This window comes from Cytobacillus oceanisediminis (genome assembly GCF_003182355.1).
Classification (GTDB): Bacteria; Bacillota; Bacilli; order Bacillales; family Cytobacillaceae; genus Cytobacillus; species Cytobacillus oceanisediminis_A.
Window position 1 is genome coordinate 22,679 of sequence record NZ_QGTW01000006.1, and the last position, 15,411, is coordinate 38,089.

15 protein-coding genes, 1 riboswitch and 1 other annotated feature are annotated in these 15,411 nt (G+C 40.2%); of the genes, 1 reads left to right on the forward strand and 14 read right to left on the reverse strand.

The window, feature by feature from the left end; all coding sequences use genetic code 11:
- Positions 1-61: 61 nt before the first annotated feature.
- The 8 genes from DFO73_RS12455 to DFO73_RS12495 all read right to left on the reverse strand — a co-directional run bounded on the left by DFO73_RS12455 (position 62) and on the right by DFO73_RS12495 (position 10,142).
- Positions 62-1,765, reverse strand: a complete 1,704-nt coding sequence (locus tag DFO73_RS12455; protein ID WP_110065090.1) for a 2-isopropylmalate synthase — start codon at positions 1,763-1,765, stop codon at positions 62-64.
- 62 nt (positions 1,766-1,827) lie between these two features.
- Positions 1,828-2,048, reverse strand: a binding site (T-box leader).
- Positions 2,049-2,192: 144 nt separating this feature from the next.
- Positions 2,193-2,951: a hypothetical protein gene (locus tag DFO73_RS12460; RefSeq protein ID WP_110065091.1), complete on the reverse strand. Its 759-nt coding sequence runs from the start codon at positions 2,949-2,951 to the stop codon at positions 2,193-2,195.
- Positions 2,952-3,257: 306 nt separating this feature from the next.
- The gene (locus tag DFO73_RS12465) at positions 3,258-4,568 is read right to left on the reverse strand and encodes an MFS transporter (protein WP_110065092.1); all 1,311 of its coding nucleotides are present in this window, start codon (positions 4,566-4,568) and stop codon (positions 3,258-3,260) included.
- A gap of 162 nt (positions 4,569-4,730) precedes the next feature.
- Positions 4,731-6,860 (reverse strand): heavy metal translocating P-type ATPase, encoded by a 2,130-nt coding sequence (locus tag DFO73_RS12470; RefSeq protein ID WP_110065093.1) that lies wholly within the window; start codon positions 6,858-6,860, stop codon positions 4,731-4,733.
- Entirely contained in the window at positions 6,853-7,221 is a 369-nt protein-coding gene (locus tag DFO73_RS12475; RefSeq protein ID WP_110065094.1) for an ArsR/SmtB family transcription factor, read from the reverse strand. Before DFO73_RS12475 ends, DFO73_RS12470 begins: the two co-directional genes overlap by 8 nt.
- 174 nt (positions 7,222-7,395) lie before the next feature.
- Complete coding sequence (locus DFO73_RS12480) at positions 7,396-7,836, reverse strand: ArsI/CadI family heavy metal resistance metalloenzyme (RefSeq protein WP_110065095.1); 441 nt, start codon at positions 7,834-7,836, stop codon at positions 7,396-7,398.
- Positions 7,837-8,295: 459 nt separating this feature from the next.
- Positions 8,296-8,643 carry a DUF1450 domain-containing protein gene (locus DFO73_RS12485; RefSeq protein ID WP_258309438.1) on the reverse strand — a complete coding sequence of 116 codons (348 nt, stop codon included), beginning with the start codon at positions 8,641-8,643 and terminating at the stop codon, positions 8,296-8,298.
- 707 nt (positions 8,644-9,350) lie between these two features.
- A complete protein-coding gene (locus tag DFO73_RS12495; RefSeq protein ID WP_110065097.1) occupies positions 9,351-10,142 on the reverse strand; it encodes a DUF4240 domain-containing protein in 792 nt (263 codons plus the stop codon).
- 317 nt (positions 10,143-10,459) lie between these two features.
- Between DFO73_RS12495 and DFO73_RS12500 the strand changes: the two genes are divergently transcribed.
- Positions 10,460-10,651: a hypothetical protein gene (locus tag DFO73_RS12500; protein ID WP_110065098.1), complete on the forward strand. Its 192-nt coding sequence runs from the start codon at positions 10,460-10,462 to the stop codon at positions 10,649-10,651.
- 260 nt (positions 10,652-10,911) lie between these two features.
- Here DFO73_RS12500 and DFO73_RS29320 read toward each other — a convergent pair whose 3' ends face one another.
- From DFO73_RS29320 to DFO73_RS12530, 6 genes are all read right to left on the reverse strand, one after another.
- Positions 10,912-11,118 (reverse strand): hypothetical protein, encoded by a 207-nt coding sequence (locus DFO73_RS29320; protein WP_258309439.1) that lies wholly within the window; start codon positions 11,116-11,118, stop codon positions 10,912-10,914.
- A gap of 1 nt (position 11,119) precedes the next feature.
- A complete protein-coding gene (locus tag DFO73_RS12510; RefSeq protein WP_110065099.1) occupies positions 11,120-11,776 on the reverse strand; it encodes a potassium channel family protein in 657 nt (218 codons plus the stop codon).
- 77 nt (positions 11,777-11,853) lie between these two features.
- A riboswitch (cyclic di-AMP (ydaO/yuaA leader) is annotated at positions 11,854-12,003 on the reverse strand.
- Between the two features lie 273 nt (positions 12,004-12,276).
- Positions 12,277-13,437: an endonuclease gene (locus tag DFO73_RS12515; protein WP_110065319.1), complete on the reverse strand. Its 1,161-nt coding sequence runs from the start codon at positions 13,435-13,437 to the stop codon at positions 12,277-12,279.
- Between the two features lie 144 nt (positions 13,438-13,581).
- Positions 13,582-14,448: an amidohydrolase family protein gene (locus DFO73_RS12520; protein WP_181396002.1), complete on the reverse strand. Its 867-nt coding sequence runs from the start codon at positions 14,446-14,448 to the stop codon at positions 13,582-13,584.
- Positions 14,449-14,677: 229 nt separating this feature from the next.
- Positions 14,678-15,202 carry a DinB family protein gene (locus DFO73_RS12525; RefSeq protein ID WP_110065101.1) on the reverse strand — a complete coding sequence of 175 codons (525 nt, stop codon included), beginning with the start codon at positions 15,200-15,202 and terminating at the stop codon, positions 14,678-14,680.
- Complete coding sequence (locus DFO73_RS12530; protein WP_110065102.1) at positions 15,203-15,382, reverse strand: hypothetical protein; 180 nt, start codon at positions 15,380-15,382, stop codon at positions 15,203-15,205. It lies immediately after the preceding gene.
- Positions 15,383-15,411: the final 29 nt, after the last annotated feature.

Consider the following 15,411-nt stretch of genomic DNA (forward strand, 5'->3'; position numbering starts at 1 on the left):
TAACTTTTATATTTCTCTGAATATTGCTCGTTATTCCGCCTTTTCTTAAGGTTAATATTCCTTAATTTTTTAATGCTGACAATCCTTTTTCAAGCGGAAGCCGGACACTCTCGCTCATGTGGTTGACAGCACTGAAAAGAGCTTTTACAGAGGATGTCATAATATCTGCGTCAATTCCGCATCCCCAATAAACCTTATCATCCGAAGCGGTGAAACCTACATAAGATACAGCATTTGACCCAGAGCCTATTTCTAGGGCATGCTCCTTATAGACTAAATCTTTAAAATTGATGCCGAGTTTGGTTTGGAGAATATTACTGATGGCATCCAGCCTTCCATTTCCCTCACCAATAAACTCATGGACTTCATTTTCTATTCTGATTGATACAATTGTTTCGTAGTTTTCATTTTGAGTAAATCTATAATTAATAAACTCAACAGGGCTATTTTTATTCACATATTTATTTATAAAGATATCATAGATCTCATTTGGCAGAAGCTCCTTGTGTAAGCGATCTGATTCATCTTTTACACTATATCCAAAGCTTTCACGCATTTCGGCAGGAAGGTCAAGCCCATAGTTTTGCTCAAGAACATAACCGATTCCTCCCTTGCCGGATTGGCTATTAATACGGATTATATCCCCTTCGTACTCTCTGCCGATATCCTTAGGATCAATTAATAGATAAGGCACTGTCCAATACTGGCGTTCCCTATCCTCACGCCATTTCATCCCTTTAGCAATGGCATCCTGATGGGATCCGGAAAAGGCAGTAAAAACAAGTTCTCCCCCATAAGGATGTCTTTCATGAACCTTCATTCTTGTTAATTCTTCATAACTTGATATAATTTCACGGATATTTTCAAGATTTAGCTTTGGATTAACCCCATGTGAAAACATATTTAAAGCCAGTGTTACGATGTCAACGTTTCCTGTTCTTTCTCCATTTCCAAATAGCGTTCCTTCCACCCTCTGGGCTCCGGCAAGCATGCCCAGCTCTGCATCTGCAACACCCGTTCCTCTGTCATTATGCGGATGGAGAGAGAGAATCACATTATCACGATAGTGCAAATGATCACTCATGAACTCGATTTGGCTTGCGTAAACATGAGGCATCGACATTGACACCGTAGCAGGAAGGTTAATAATCACCTGGTTTTCAGCTGTTGGCTGCCATATATCCAGTACCCGGTTTGATATTTCAAGGGCAAATTCCATTTCCGTACCGGTGAAGCTTTCCGGTGAATATTGAAATTGAAATTTTCCCTCGGTTTCAGCAGCATATTTCTTAAGCAGTTTTGCCCCGGTTACAGCAATGTCTATAATATCTTCTTCCGATTTCTTGAATACTTGCTCACGCTGAGCCACTGAAGTTGAATTGTACAGGTGGACCACTGCTTTATTAACACCTCGCAGCGATTCAAACGTTTTTCGTATAATGTGTTCTCTTGACTGTGTTAACACTTGAATCGTTACATCTTCCGGAATTAAATCCTGTTCAATCAATGTCCGCAAAAAAGCATATTCTGTTTCAGAGGCAGCGGGGAAGCCTACCTCTATCTCCTTGAAACCCACTTTCAAAAGCAATTGAAAATATTCCAGCTTTTCCTCTAAGCTCATGGGTACTACCAAGGCCTGATTTCCATCTCGAAGATCGACACTGCACCAGGTCGGAGCTTCAGTAATATACTCCTTCTCAGTCCATTTTAAGCTTTTCACCGGGGGCATAAAATAACCTCTTGAATACTTTTCACTATTTTTCACGTTGACAACCACCTTTTCACCATTAATTTGAGTTCGTTAAAAAATAAAAAGCCTGCCATCTCATAAGAGACGACAGGCTATGCCTACGTGGTACCACTCTTTTTGATTCGCTGAAAAACAAAACGAACCCGCTTAACGACTCGATTACGGCGGTCAACCGTTAAGGCCTACATATCAGCCTTACCACTCCCGGGCGAGTTGGGGAATTTACTGACTGCCTTTCACCGGCCGGCAGCTCTCTAAACAATAAATATTCCTTAATACTCCCTTTCATTGTGTTTCCTGTTCTATTTTTCTGATTTTTCTTATTTTATTTCAGATCTGGAAAATAATCAACCCTTCTTTTAAAATCTTTATAATAATTTGCTCCGTTAATACAAAAAAAGGTTACAGCAGCAGCCCCCTTTTTAAAATAAACTTTTTATTTTTACTCCTCTGCCCCACCTTCATAGATAAATTCAAAATAGCGATTAACTGTGTTCCCCGATTCATTGGCAGCCGAAATCCGGTAAGCACTATAGTTTGGACTGGTTTTATCAAAATAGATGGTTATTTCAAATGGACTTGTTAAGGATACCGTGACTTCTTCCTCTAAACCAAAAGTTCCAAATGTGAGATTAATTGCGTCTGAAAGTCCTCTAAACTTTACAGTATGCTCACCTTCAGGCAGCCGCGTTACAAGCTCCTGCGGACTTTCGATGTTTAACTCGGGAAGCATAGTATCGGGGGACTCCTTAAAAGAAAGCCCTTTAAGAATAAAATGATAAGAAAGAAGAGCTGGATCCTCTGGTGATTCTGCAGGATTTGACGTAATGACTAGCATATATTCACCAGCTGGCAATACATCCCCATTAAAATACATGGCTCCCCAATTTTTATCTGTGATAATATAATCGGAACCCAGTGTATCAGACCCCCAGCTTATATCAATCTTTCCTATCTTTGAGGTCGAAAATACGTAATAATGGGTTTCCAGATCCCGATAAATCTTCCCTTTATACTCAATTGCTGTTTTTATTTTCGCTTTCTTGAGCTTCTCTGTTTTTGGCTGAGCTGCGGAAGTGTGGCTGTTATCAATCACTGGATTAACGTTTCCTGGCCCTTTAGAGAAAATTCTTGGCGCTAAAAAAAACAACACCACCAAAACACCGATTAATACAAATCTGAACTTATTGGATTTAAACACAACAATCACCCTCAATTAAATAGTGGTGGCTGATCCGTTGCCTGGTTGTATGCTGCATCTCTTTTGACTATATAGATAGACGGTTTTGCAACAGAAACGGTTACACATGATTAACGAAAAAAAATAAAATTTTCTGAAATATAGGTTTTTACCTGTTATCATACCTAAGCTAAAAACCTTCCAAGTATAATCATGGAAGGTTAGCTGCTTGTGAACTTTTAATATACTTAGAAAAAAAGGACTGCACTTCACGAGGCTCTTTATAAGATGTTGGTCAAGCTAGAAATCAAATCTCTTTTTGGATCATCAGCCATCATGAGACTGTAAAATATCTTTCGAAACTTTGGTTTTTTTCTGTGACCAGATGACAACCGGAATTAACACCAGTGATAGGATTCCGCCTGCTATCGAGAGCCCTGCATAACTCGAGTTGGCGACAACCATTCCTGAAAGTGCTCCCCCCGTTGCCCCTGACAAAGCAACCATAACATCAATCGTCCCTTGCGTTTTGGCACGATTGGACAAATCTGTAGAATCTACGAGAATGGCCGTGCCGCTAATTAACCCAAAGTTCCAGCCAAAGCCTAATAAAATAAGCGCGATCGTAAGGATCAGCACGGAATCACCAGGTGCTGCGGCGCCAATCAGACCAGCAGCCAGCAGTGTAACTCCGGATGCAATAGCCATCGTACTTCGTCCCAGCTTATCTACCAGAATTCCGGTCAGCAGGGATGGAAGGTACATGGCACCAATATGGAATCCAATAATTATCCCAACTGCACTTAACTCATGCCCATGATGGCCCATTTGGACAGGCGTCATTGTCATAATGGCCACCATAACCAGATGTGTTAATACCATTAAGGTCCCAGCTGCAATGATTCCCTTTTTATTTTCCGGCGCTGTATGTGTATTTTCATTTTGAATGCTGCCATTTTCTTGACTTTGCACCCCCGCCAGGGCCTTTGCCACCATGAGCGGATCTGGCCGCAGAAATGCCAAAAGAACGAACCCGGCTAAAATATAAGCAGCTCCGGCTAAAATAAACGGTCCTGATAAAGCAGGAACACCAATGCCTGTCGCAAACCGCCCCATCACATCAACCAGGTTGGGACCTGCTACTGCACCAAATGTCGTGGATACCATGGCGATACTAACAGCCGTTGCCCGCTGCTGTGAATTGGCCAAATCGGTCCCAGCATATCTTGCCTGCAGGTTTGTTGCCGTTCCGGCACCGTAAATGACCAGAGATACGAATAAAAGTAAAATACTACTTGCAGCGGCTGCCGCGACTACCCCGAAAGCCCCTGCCCCTCCAGCCAGGAACCCTGCAGCAAGCCCAAATCGCCGTCCGTATCGCTCTGATAGCCGCCCGACAATCAATGAGGCTCCGGCAGAACCAAGCGTAAACAACGCAATTGGGAGCCCCGCGTAACTGTCAGTCCCCAGCATCTCCTTGGCAAGCAGCGCTCCAACCGCTATGCCCGCTGCAAGCCCGGTACCCCCAAAAATTTGCGAAAGGACGACGATAAAAAGCGTCCGTTTATATAACTTTTGCTGCTTTTCCGGCGAGTCAATATAACTCTGCAGCCACTCCGGCTCTATCTTTTGTAGCATCCCTGCTCACCCTTTCCCAAAAGCTCCCTCTTATATCCTATGTTGAAGGCTTCCTTCACTTTTCCAAATTCCTTAATTGTTGACTCACCGCATAAGGTAAATGTTAAACGCAGCTATTTTATAGAAAAAAGGGCGATGCCACCAACAGCATCGCCCTCATATTTACTCTTTTACTCTCAACAATCTCAAACTATTCAGTGTTACAAGCAATGTTGCTCCCATATCTGCAAAAATCGCAATCCATAATGTCAGCCAGCCGGGCACAACAAGCAGTAATGCCAAGGCTTTTATCGCTAAGGAGAATGTAATGTTTTGTTTAATGATCCCCAAAGCTTTGCGGCTTAACTTAATTGTATATGGCAATTTGCTTAGATCATCCGACATTAAAGCAATATCCGCGGTTTCCAGAGCAGTATCCGTTCCGGCCCCCCCCATTGCGATGCCAACCGTAGAAGCTGCCAGTGCTGGTGCATCATTTACACCATCACCGACCATTGCAGCACTATGATGGTGAGCACGAAGCTCTTTAATAAAAGTCAACTTGTCTTGCGGAAGCAACTCAGCTTTAATCTCTGCAACGCCGACTTGTTTTCCGATCGCTGCAGCCGTTCGCTTATTATCTCCCGTCAACATAACTGTTTCAATTCCCATCCTGTTCAGCTTACTGATAACCGCCCCAGAGCTTTCTCTCATTTCGTCCGCAACGGCAATCATGAAAAGAATCTCTCTTTCGTTTCCGAGCACCATAACCGTTTTTCCTTGTGTCTGCAGGTCCAATATCTGCTGTTTTTTGTCGCGATCAATAGTTCCATGCAGCTCTTCAAACAGCTTCGGGCTTCCTACATAATAAAGCACTCCGTTAAAAACAGCTTTGACACCCTTACCTGTTATGGACTGGAAATCCTCAACAGCCACACTGCTAAAGTCAGATCCATTTTGCTCAGCCTTTCTCATAATGGCTGAAGCCAGCGGATGCTGTGAACCTTTTTCAATGGCTGCTGTTATTTTCATTAGTTCTCTTTCATTACCGTTATACGTAATGACATCTGTTACTGCAGGGACACCCTTAGTTAAGGTGCCCGTTTTATCAAAAGCGATCGCCTTAAGGGCACCCGCTTCTTCCAGGTGGATGCCGCCTTTAATTAGAACACCATTTCTGGCTGCATTGCCTATTGCTGTAACAACAGCAACTGGCGTCGAAACAACAAGTGCGCAGGGACAGCCCACCACTAGTGCTGCCAATCCTTGATAAATCCACTCGCTCCAATCTCCGCCGAATAATGGAGGAACCACGGCAATTAAAATGGCTAAAACAATAATAGCGGGCGTATAATACTTAGCGAATTTATCGACAAATTGCTGGGAAGGCGCTTTTTCTGCCTGGGCTTCTTCCACCAAATGAATGATTTTCGCAATGGTTGTATCTTCTACCCGTTTTGTTACTTTTACCTCAAGCAAGCCTTCTTCATTTAACGTTCCTGCAAAGACCTCATCATCAATTGTCTTTGTGGCCGGAACACTTTCTCCTGTAATCGCTGCCTGGTTCAAGGTTGAAGTACCTTTCATTACGGTTCCATCCATAGCCAGTTTTTGTCCTGGTTTAACAATCATTACATCTCCCATTTGAATATCGTCTACATGGACTATCATTTCTTCATTGCCCCTGCGAATTAACGCTTCTTTTGGCGCAATGTCCATCAGGGACTCAATCGATTGGCGGGCTTTATCCATTGAATAGCGTTCCAGGGATTCACTAATGGCAAACAGAATGACCACCATTGCCCCTTCACCCCATTCACCAATGATTGCAGCACCTATAATGGCAATTGTCATAAGGGTACTCATATCAAAATTTAATCTGGCAAGATTTTTTAACCCTTTTTGAAAAAGCGTATGCCCGCCTATTAAAATGGCGGCTGCATATCCAGCGATTGGAATGATATGTTCTTCACCATATTGCCCGCTTAAGAACCAGCTAATCACCAGCAAAACAGCTGATATATATACTTTGAAATTCTCTTTTTGTTTCCAGAACGCCTCCCGCTCCACTGCTTTTTCATTTTCAGCACGCAGCTTAAGGTTCTCGAAGGCACCAGCCTTTTCAATGGTTTCCATGGCAGCCGTTCCTGTTACCGTTATTTTGGAAGCCCCAAAATTAACATTTGCATCCAAAACGCCATCCAGGCGTTTCACGTTCTGTTCGAACGTTTTAGCACAGCCTGCTCAGGAAAAGCCCTGAACGCGGTAGGTTTTCGTTTCTGGTTCCGCTAATTGTACTTCTTGTTCAGACATCGGCTTTCACCTCACTTTTATGAGCCAATGCAATCATCATCAACTGTCTAATATGGTCATCATCCAGGGAATAGAAAGCCAATTTGCCTTCTTTCCGAAACTTCACAATCCCTTGCTTATGAAGGGTGCGTAAATGGTGGGAAGCTGTTGCAACAGTAGCCCCAATGATATTGGCAATGTCACAAACACATAGCTCATCATCCTGGCACAGTGCGTAGGAAATCTTTGCCCTATTCTCATCTGCAAGTGCTTTAAATAAATGGGCAACACTAGAAAGGTCTTCCTTCAGCAGCTCCCCTTGTATACGATTAACCTTTTCTTCGTCATAACAATAAATATCGCACGTATCCTTGGAACCCAACTTAATCCCCCTCATTATTCAAACTTCTGTTTGAATATATTATAACTCTTTACGAAAGTTATTCAAATATTTATTTGAATAATGTATGTAAAAAGGAATTGAATTGATCCAATTCCTCTACTTTTATTTTACGGCAAAATAAAAAACGCTGAAATAATCAGCGTTTTTCTAAATTTAAGAGCAGCAGGAAGAATCCTTAATCTCAATCTTTACCGGCTCAGCTGAACAGCACCCCGTTTCCATCGGTTCCACGTCAGCCTTTGTGTAGAAAAATTCCCATTCATTTCCGTCGGGATCTGTTACCCAGAATTTATCCTGTGTTGCATAGCAGCAGGTAACATCCATCTCTTCTCTTGCAAAAAAGCCCAGATTTTCCAGCCGGTCTTTATGCTGAAGAACCTCTTCCTGATTTTCAACCTGAAACCCAAAATGACCAACCTGATTTCCGGTTACCTTATCCTTTAAATTTAACGTGAAATTTAGGCCTGGATCTTCCATTAAAAACTTCGCATAGTCTTGCTTTACTTTTACAGGCTGTGCACCAAATACTTTGGAATAAAAGTTAATCGATTGGTTTAAATCCGTTACATTAATCCCTACATGAATTTTCAAAATAAGCCCTCCTATTTAATCGTATTTATTGCAGCTGTACAAATTTACTTCCTGCTTTACTTACAACAGGAGTCCTCTGAAGCGGATGTCTCGCAACGAGATTCATCTTGAGAAATTTCCGCTTCTTTAAGATCAATACTACAGCAATCAGAAACGTTAGTTTCTTTTCCAAAAAAATGTTTAAAGAATTTCTTATTTCAGTCACCCTTTCACTTTAAATCAAATTTTTTTGATTTATAATTTGATTATATTAGCAATTATTTCTAATTGCAATCTTTTTATCAAAAATTTTTGATTTATTTTTTATAAAAGGCCTTCAAAAGGAATGTCTTATTTCATTCGTAAAGATCTTTAAGCATTATAGTAGATACGACGGATAGATTTCTTCATTTGATTTTAACAATAAAAAAGTGCCTATCCCTGTTAGCACGGATAGACATATTACCACTTTATTTACATTATTTACTTCTCAGCCCGCACTTTAAGCTTTGCCAATAATTCAACAGGATTGTCTGCAGCAATAAAATCGCCATCCACTACTGCATACGGAGTCTGCTTGCACTCTTTACATTTGCTTTGGCACTCATATTCTTTACAGTTAATATTCTTCTGATTAAGAAAAAGATTGTAATCATAAAAATTCTCTTCCTTTAAAAATTCGTCAAGATTTCGCTGGCAAAATTCAATATTTACTGGTTTTTGCTTTGAGAATAGTTTATTAATCAGCTTCACCTGGTAAAACATCCTTCTGTTTTTTTCTGAACCTCTATTGATGATAAACAATGCTTCCTCGGAAGCTGTATCCACCACACGGGATGGCTGCAAGCACTCATTGAAAGGATGATGAACTCATCACATTCTTCTGGTGGAATGAGTACAGAGTCCAAATGCAGAACATATAGCTTTTTATTTCTGGTTATACCCTTTACACCGTCGCTTCTGTTAAGGGTATTTCCCTTCCTCCCAATCTTGGAACGTCATTATTATAGCGAACTTGATGACCATCTGTCGTCCTAACGGCTTCATTTCCAACAATTTCAAAAAACCTCTTATATGCAAACCGGTTATCAAATCCCTTTTTAATTAGCGCAAATCGGACTTACATTACTTTTTAACATACTAACAATCCAATCCTTCAGTTCGTCTGTTATCTGCATAATCTTTGTCATATGTAATTTTCCCCCGTATGCCTCCCTGAAATCTTTACAACGGCAAATAAAAATACTTAGTATATCTATTTTAATCCTGATATAATCCCTTAAGCAATTTATGTATTTATTATACTATTTATCTAAAAGCAACTAAACCTGTTTACCTGTAAATTCAGATTATAATGAGCAATAGATTATTTTAACAAACAAGCCGTTCATGGCGAGCATTCACTTGCTAATGGATGACCTGTCGTCCTCATAGAGCGGTCATGACGACCATTTTTATCACGCTGAATGCAATTTCGTCTTCAAAAGGTATTCATAATTAAAATAAAAAGCTGCCCTCATTTGGCAGCCTATCTACTGTTAATATTCCAGCGGGTCTTCTCCGTATCTTTCCCATAACTTAGGAAATTTTTTTCTTAACCCTTCTTCATCATCTTCGTCCCAATCCAATTCTATATCGGGTTGTAAATATGAATCGCCAGTTAGCTTTTCGTATAAGTGATAATACTGGTCTTCGTCTAATCCAGTTTTCTCTTCATAGGCCATACTGGCAACATAGAGCAAATCCTCAAACTGAGGCATATCTCCTTCTTTTTCAAGATCTCGAAGACAAGGAATTATTTTTTCAGGATCTATCATTAAATCTTCATATGTTTCCTTACCTTGATAAAGCAGCCAAGCCCTAAAATAATCGAAGCAATCATCTGAACAGCCGCCCATAATAATATAAGCTGCAGCCCACAGATTAGAAGAATAGGATTTGTTATAATTCTGGTTAAACCAGTAATCAAACATGACAATATCTTTTACCGGTCTTCTGGTTAGATTGTTTATTAGCCACTCAAGCTGCTCGTCAGGGTCCTCCCCTTTTTTCCCGGCAGTCTCAACCAGTTCCCAGAAAAGCGATTCTGTCATCGTGCTCTCTTTTATCACTTGTGCAGATAAAGCTGCCCCCACATAACCTTTTTTTAGCTTAGATTGTATAAGTCTATTGGCTTCTTTTTGGCAGAGGTTTTCTGACTCAAATACTTTTGTTTTTACCGCCCCAATTGACCCAACTTTTCCATAGTTAACTGTAAAAACCTTTCCTTTAACGTTAATTTTCCAGAACTTATTGGATACATCATCTTTGTATATAAGTAAAGTTTCCATGACAGGCACTCCTATTTTCTTTTTCAGCTATGTTCTCTAATCTATAATCTTCTTCCCCGCATATTTCCATTTTACTTTAAGATAGTAAAAGAAGTCTGTAAATTTTTGTTGTTTAGTTTGAATTTTTTATAGAGTTCAAGCGGCAGTACTCCGATGGTTAACAGTTTGCGATAAAATAAGGTAATTTTGCAGACCGGAACTCAGTTTCCATTGTTATTAATTGGATAGAAAGAATTTTTACAATAAAACCATTGAAATTCAATTTTGTCTTGTTATAATGCACTTAGATTCTACTATCTGAAAATAAGGTGGTATCTATGGAGAATAATTGCAGATTCGTAGTCAACGCTGTTGGCAAAGGCGGAGAAACCTACCATACCCAATGTAAAGATAAGAAAGAACTGCAGAAATGGATATTGGAAAACCAAGACAGGATTTCACGAAACGATATAAATGTTACGGATAAAAAGAAAAATCCTCTACTAAAATTAATCAGCTTTAATAAATAAAACAGGATAGTGAGTCCGTCTCTATCCTGTTTCTTTACGATTATTACCAAAACATAGTATTGTGCAAGGCATCCGAAGATATTGCACCAGGTATTGGGTGAGTTGAAGCCTGCTGTTCTTGGGACAACCCCGTGGAAATAAGCTCCTGGTAGTTTATCATTTAAAGACAAATCCCCTAGAGTTCCGGGGTTATGATATTCCAATGCAAAAATAAAAATCGTGCCCAGTTAATTAAGAATAAGTGTCATCAGCAAAACCAATTAGGTATGCACAGAAAGCTTTTTCAGGCTTCTGTTTCTTTTAATATCCAGCACCGCGATATAGCCGATACAGCCAATTATAAACAGGGCACTGAGCGTCATTATGACGGTAAAATCCCCCGCATATTCTGTTACACTCCTGAATTCCCCCATAATATCATTCATTAGCTTCTTATTAAAAGTATGCCTCAAATAATTTTTCTCCACCCTAAACCCCATGCCTTTCAAACCTGCCGATTCCTTTGTTTCGTCCCATTACGATTAAGACGTCTCCCTTAAAAATGACCTCCTCAGCCGGGGGAGATACGATAATCTCTTTTCCCCGCTGAATCCCAACGATATTACATCCATATTTAGCTCTTATGTTGAGATCTAATAAGGACTTATTGTGAATTTTATCTGATGCAACGATTTCAACCATACTGTAATCCTCTGAGAGCTCAATATAATCAATCATTTTTTCAGAAACGATATGGTGTGCAATCCGTTTGGCCATATCCCTTTCAGGATGGATTACACGATCTACACCAATTTTATCGAGCACTTTGGCATGATAGTCATTATGTGCCTTTGCCCAAACCTGCGGAATTCCCATCTCTTTTAATAACAATGATGTTAAGATGCTTGACTCAATATTTTCACCAAAAGAAACAAAAGCGTGATCTATATTCTTCATTCCCGCGTCTTTAATTGCTGCTTCGTCAATTCCATTAATTTGTACTGCATATGTAACAAACTGTGCGTATTGATCCACTTTTTCCTGGTCAATATCGATTGCTAAAACTTCGACTCCAAGCTCATAAAACTCTTTAACCAGACTTCCGCCAAAACGGCCCAATCCAAACACAGCATATTGTTTTTTCATTGAAGAATTTCCCTTCTTATTAAAAATGAACAGAAAAAGACCACTCTTAAAAAAGAATGGTCAATGCTCGCCATTAACCCTTCTCTCATTGCGGCTTACGGAGTTAGCTGTCGGATTAGGGATTGAGAGTTTCCCTTCTTAACTTAATATGCTAAGATTCACCCCAAGATAAACCAGGTTTATCAAAAATGGTTCCCCCGCTCATAATGATTCAGCAAAAAGGTTTGTTTATTAAAATAATAAATATAAATTACTCCGGTGCTAACCCGTTGTCAACATATTTCTAGATTAAAGTAAAAAGGGAGGCAACTCCATATCTGCCTCCCTAAATGAATACTTTACCGCGCTCAAAATGGTTCATATCCGTTCCCAAGGGGATCAGGTGATATATTTGAAATTAAGTGAAACCTTTATATTTAAAGCCATTAAGAAATCTTGCTTTATATAAAATTAAAACAAAAGGCGCTCTTCCTTTCCAAGAAAAGCGCCTTTCCCAAATATTATTCCCAGATCGCCGATGCCCATTCTGGATGATCGATGAATGGGTTGCGGTTGTGCTGGAAATCCGTGTAGATGATTTCGTTTCTTCTCCGCTCAAAATTGTCGACTGGATCTTCTTTATGCCATTGAAGCAAGACAGGCATTTTGCCATGATAAGGGGCAGAGCCATTATTGACAAGGTGGTTTAACTCTAAATCAAGTTCCCCGCTGTCCCCTTCATAACGGACAGCCATGTAAAATAGCATCCGCGCTACATCCCCTTTTACACGATCCCTTGGCTCCCAAGAATCAGAGTCGTAATAGTTGCCTGTCGCCTCTGAATGCTGGCTTCCGCCATTATCAAAATCAAGATTGCTTCGTGAGCTATTCACGGTAACATCTGTCGGCCGCAAATGATGCAAGTCAGTTCCCGCACCCATGGTTGTTCCGAAGTCACCATGTGATTTGGCCCAAACATGTTCGCGATTCCAGTCATTGACTCCTGATCCATTGGTAAATTTGCCTTGTGAGCGACCTGTGTAAAGAAGGATGACATTATTAGGGTTATTCGGGTCTTCATCTGTTTCCCGAAGTGCCTCCCATACATTTGAATACGATATTTCTATATGGTCGTCGATGATATTATGGAGTGCTGTCTTTAAAGCCTCTCCGGTTTTTCCATTTGCAGCATCATAATAGCCATCAATTGGTACGGGAGGTGTTGATCCATCTCCCTGAAGTTCAAAAGAAGTGCCATTTTTCAATCCAGGGTGAGAGAAATAAGCAGTAAGAGTGCCGGTAACCTTAATCTGCTTTCCCATTATAGAAGGATTAGATTTTAATCCAAAAGCAGAGCGAAATGTAGTTGGGATTTGAACATAAAGCATGTTTTCTGTATTAGTCTCTGAAGGGCTATCCGCAAGTGCCAGGGCATAGTCATTTGGAAATCCGCTTGTAATGACTGTATTCGCTGCAGTCGGCTGCCCAACAACATACCCTTGGACGGTTTTACTCGAATTATTTTGTGTGTAAATACCTTGTGAAACAGAGTAAGGGGAAGACCAGGAACCAACTCCTGCAGCTGCATTTGTCAATGACTCTTGAAGCGGTTGCAGGAACATGAGAATAGCAGTAAAGAAAATCAAAGACATCAGCAAACCTTTTTTCTTACTTTTTTGCATGAACTCGCCTCCAGCAATTTTTGAAAGGACATTTCCTTGTTGAATACTTTTTTTCAAAAAAGTCACAATCCTTCCCAAGTATAAAGGAACAAAATGTCAGAAATCATGAGGTTTTGGCCCTAAAAAAGCCGGAGACGAAAAAATTTACATATGCTTAATAATTTCTAAAAAATTTCTTCCAAGTATATAATCCTTTTGGTAATCAGGAATATGAAGTGATTCAATCCAGCTTTTCTTGGCCGAATAGTCATATTCGTTACCTTCTTTCATTCCATATGGCCCATCACACCCATAAAGGATTTTACGATATCCTAATGATTCCACTGCCATTTTTACAATTGAGGGATTGAGGTAGTCACTTGAGGTATCTGCAAATACATTTGGCTTATCAATCACGTACTTCCAAAGTTTTTTCCAAAATGGAAGGCCTGCATGAGCATATATTATTTTAAGTTTTGGGTAATGTTCAGGTAAATATTTATAGGAGTCGGGTTCTGAAGACAGATGAATGATTATCGGGATACCTTTTGACTCGCACATAGCTGCGACTGGGTCAAGGGCCTTAATGGAATATTGATGCATGAACGGATGAGCTTTTACTCCAATAATTCCCGGCTTACCAAGATAGTGTTCCACTTCTTCCACTGATTCAGGAATCAGTGGATTCACTGCTGCCCAGCCTAGAAAACGGTCTGGGTATCGACCAATAGCAGCTGCGACTATTTCATTGTTTGGCTTTGTGAAAATCTTGTATGCATGGCCATAAAGTTTTAAATATCCTTCCTCTACAAGACCATCATAAATTTTGAGCCCAATTTGCGGAACATTTAAGATAAGAAGACGGAATAAGCGTTGTAAATTAAGCTGAAAAGTGCTATCTGCTTCAAACATGGTTTCGTTCATAGGGGGAATCAGCGCTGTTTTCGTTACCCTATTTTTATCCATGCCCGCTACCATTTTTTCCAGAGTCAGCATTGTTTCATCCAAATGAAAATGGCAATCAACAATCATGTTCATCCCCCTTTTATTACCTCACTTATTTAAGTTATCTCTTAACCTTTTTGTATGGTCCTTCCGATAAGACACCGCATCCATGGTTGCAATTAAGCTTTCTTCCTGCAATGTCGATTGGGTAAAAAACAGTCCGGAAATTTCTTTTCATTTCCGCTGCACGGGCAACGATTCTATCTCCAGGAATAGCCGATTTATGGGGCCCTATGCGGAATTCGGTTAGCCTGCATTATCTTTTCAGTATTCCTAAATATTGAATCCACGGACCAACGTCCGCCCTATATCTATTGGACATGACTCTCGTAATCTGCGAAATATGTGTGAGATCATGGACAACCCATGTAGAAATCAATTCTCTTACCCTCACAACACCGAATACAGGATGAGAACCCGTCAATTCCAAATGAACTTCAGGATCAATTAAACACTTAAGTTTAACTATGTTATGGGTTCGAATCTTTTTAAATTTTATAAGTTTTTCTTCAATAGACTTTTCTTCCATTTCATTTAAATGGGCATACCGATCGAACGGTGGAAACGGTTTGTTTTCCCCTTCCTGAAGAATAAATTCCAGCCTCGGAATCCAATTATTTTTCTCACCCTCAATAAGATGGTCAATCACCTCCATGGCATTCCAAGTACCTTCCCCCTCTTTGCATTGCTGCCATCCCTCAGATACCCCTTTTAAAAAATATTCCAAGGTTTGTGGTGTGCGCTCCAAAATCTCAATAGCCTCTTTTAAATTAAAATTCATTTAGCTGCTCCTTTCTGCACTCTTAACCGCAAAGATTAAAGCCAGCAGAAAAAGAACAAGACCAGTGACCCATCCAAAAGTTGGTGCATATTCAAAGTAGTTTCTCAAACCCATGCCACCAGATATAAAAGCAGGAGCCATCAGGCTAAAAAATAAGGTTAATCTACGAACTTTATTCACTCTTCTCCTCCTCGTTTCTTTGATTGAAC

Bases quoted from the DNA above. Each gene is read 5' to 3' on its own strand.
- DFO73_RS12465 (WP_110065092.1), bottom strand. From the start codon at position 4,568: ATGCTACAAAAGATAGAGCCGGAGTGGCTGCAGAGTTATATTGACTCG.
- DFO73_RS12495 (WP_110065097.1), bottom strand. From the start codon at position 10,142: ATGGAAACTTTACTTATATACAAAGATGATGTATCCAATAAGTTCTGG.
- DFO73_RS12500 (WP_110065098.1), top strand. From the start codon at position 10,460: ATGGAGAATAATTGCAGATTCGTAGTCAACGCTGTTGGCAAAGGCGGA.
- DFO73_RS12510 (WP_110065099.1), bottom strand. From the start codon at position 11,776: ATGAAAAAACAATATGCTGTGTTTGGATTGGGCCGTTTTGGCGGAAGT.
- DFO73_RS12515 (WP_110065319.1), bottom strand. From the start codon at position 13,437: ATGCAAAAAAGTAAGAAAAAAGGTTTGCTGATGTCTTTGATTTTCTTT.
- DFO73_RS12520 (WP_181396002.1), bottom strand. From the start codon at position 14,448: ATGATTGTTGATTGCCATTTTCATTTGGATGAAACAATGCTGACTCTG.
- DFO73_RS12525 (WP_110065101.1), bottom strand. From the start codon at position 15,202: ATGAATTTTAATTTAAAAGAGGCTATTGAGATTTTGGAGCGCACACCA.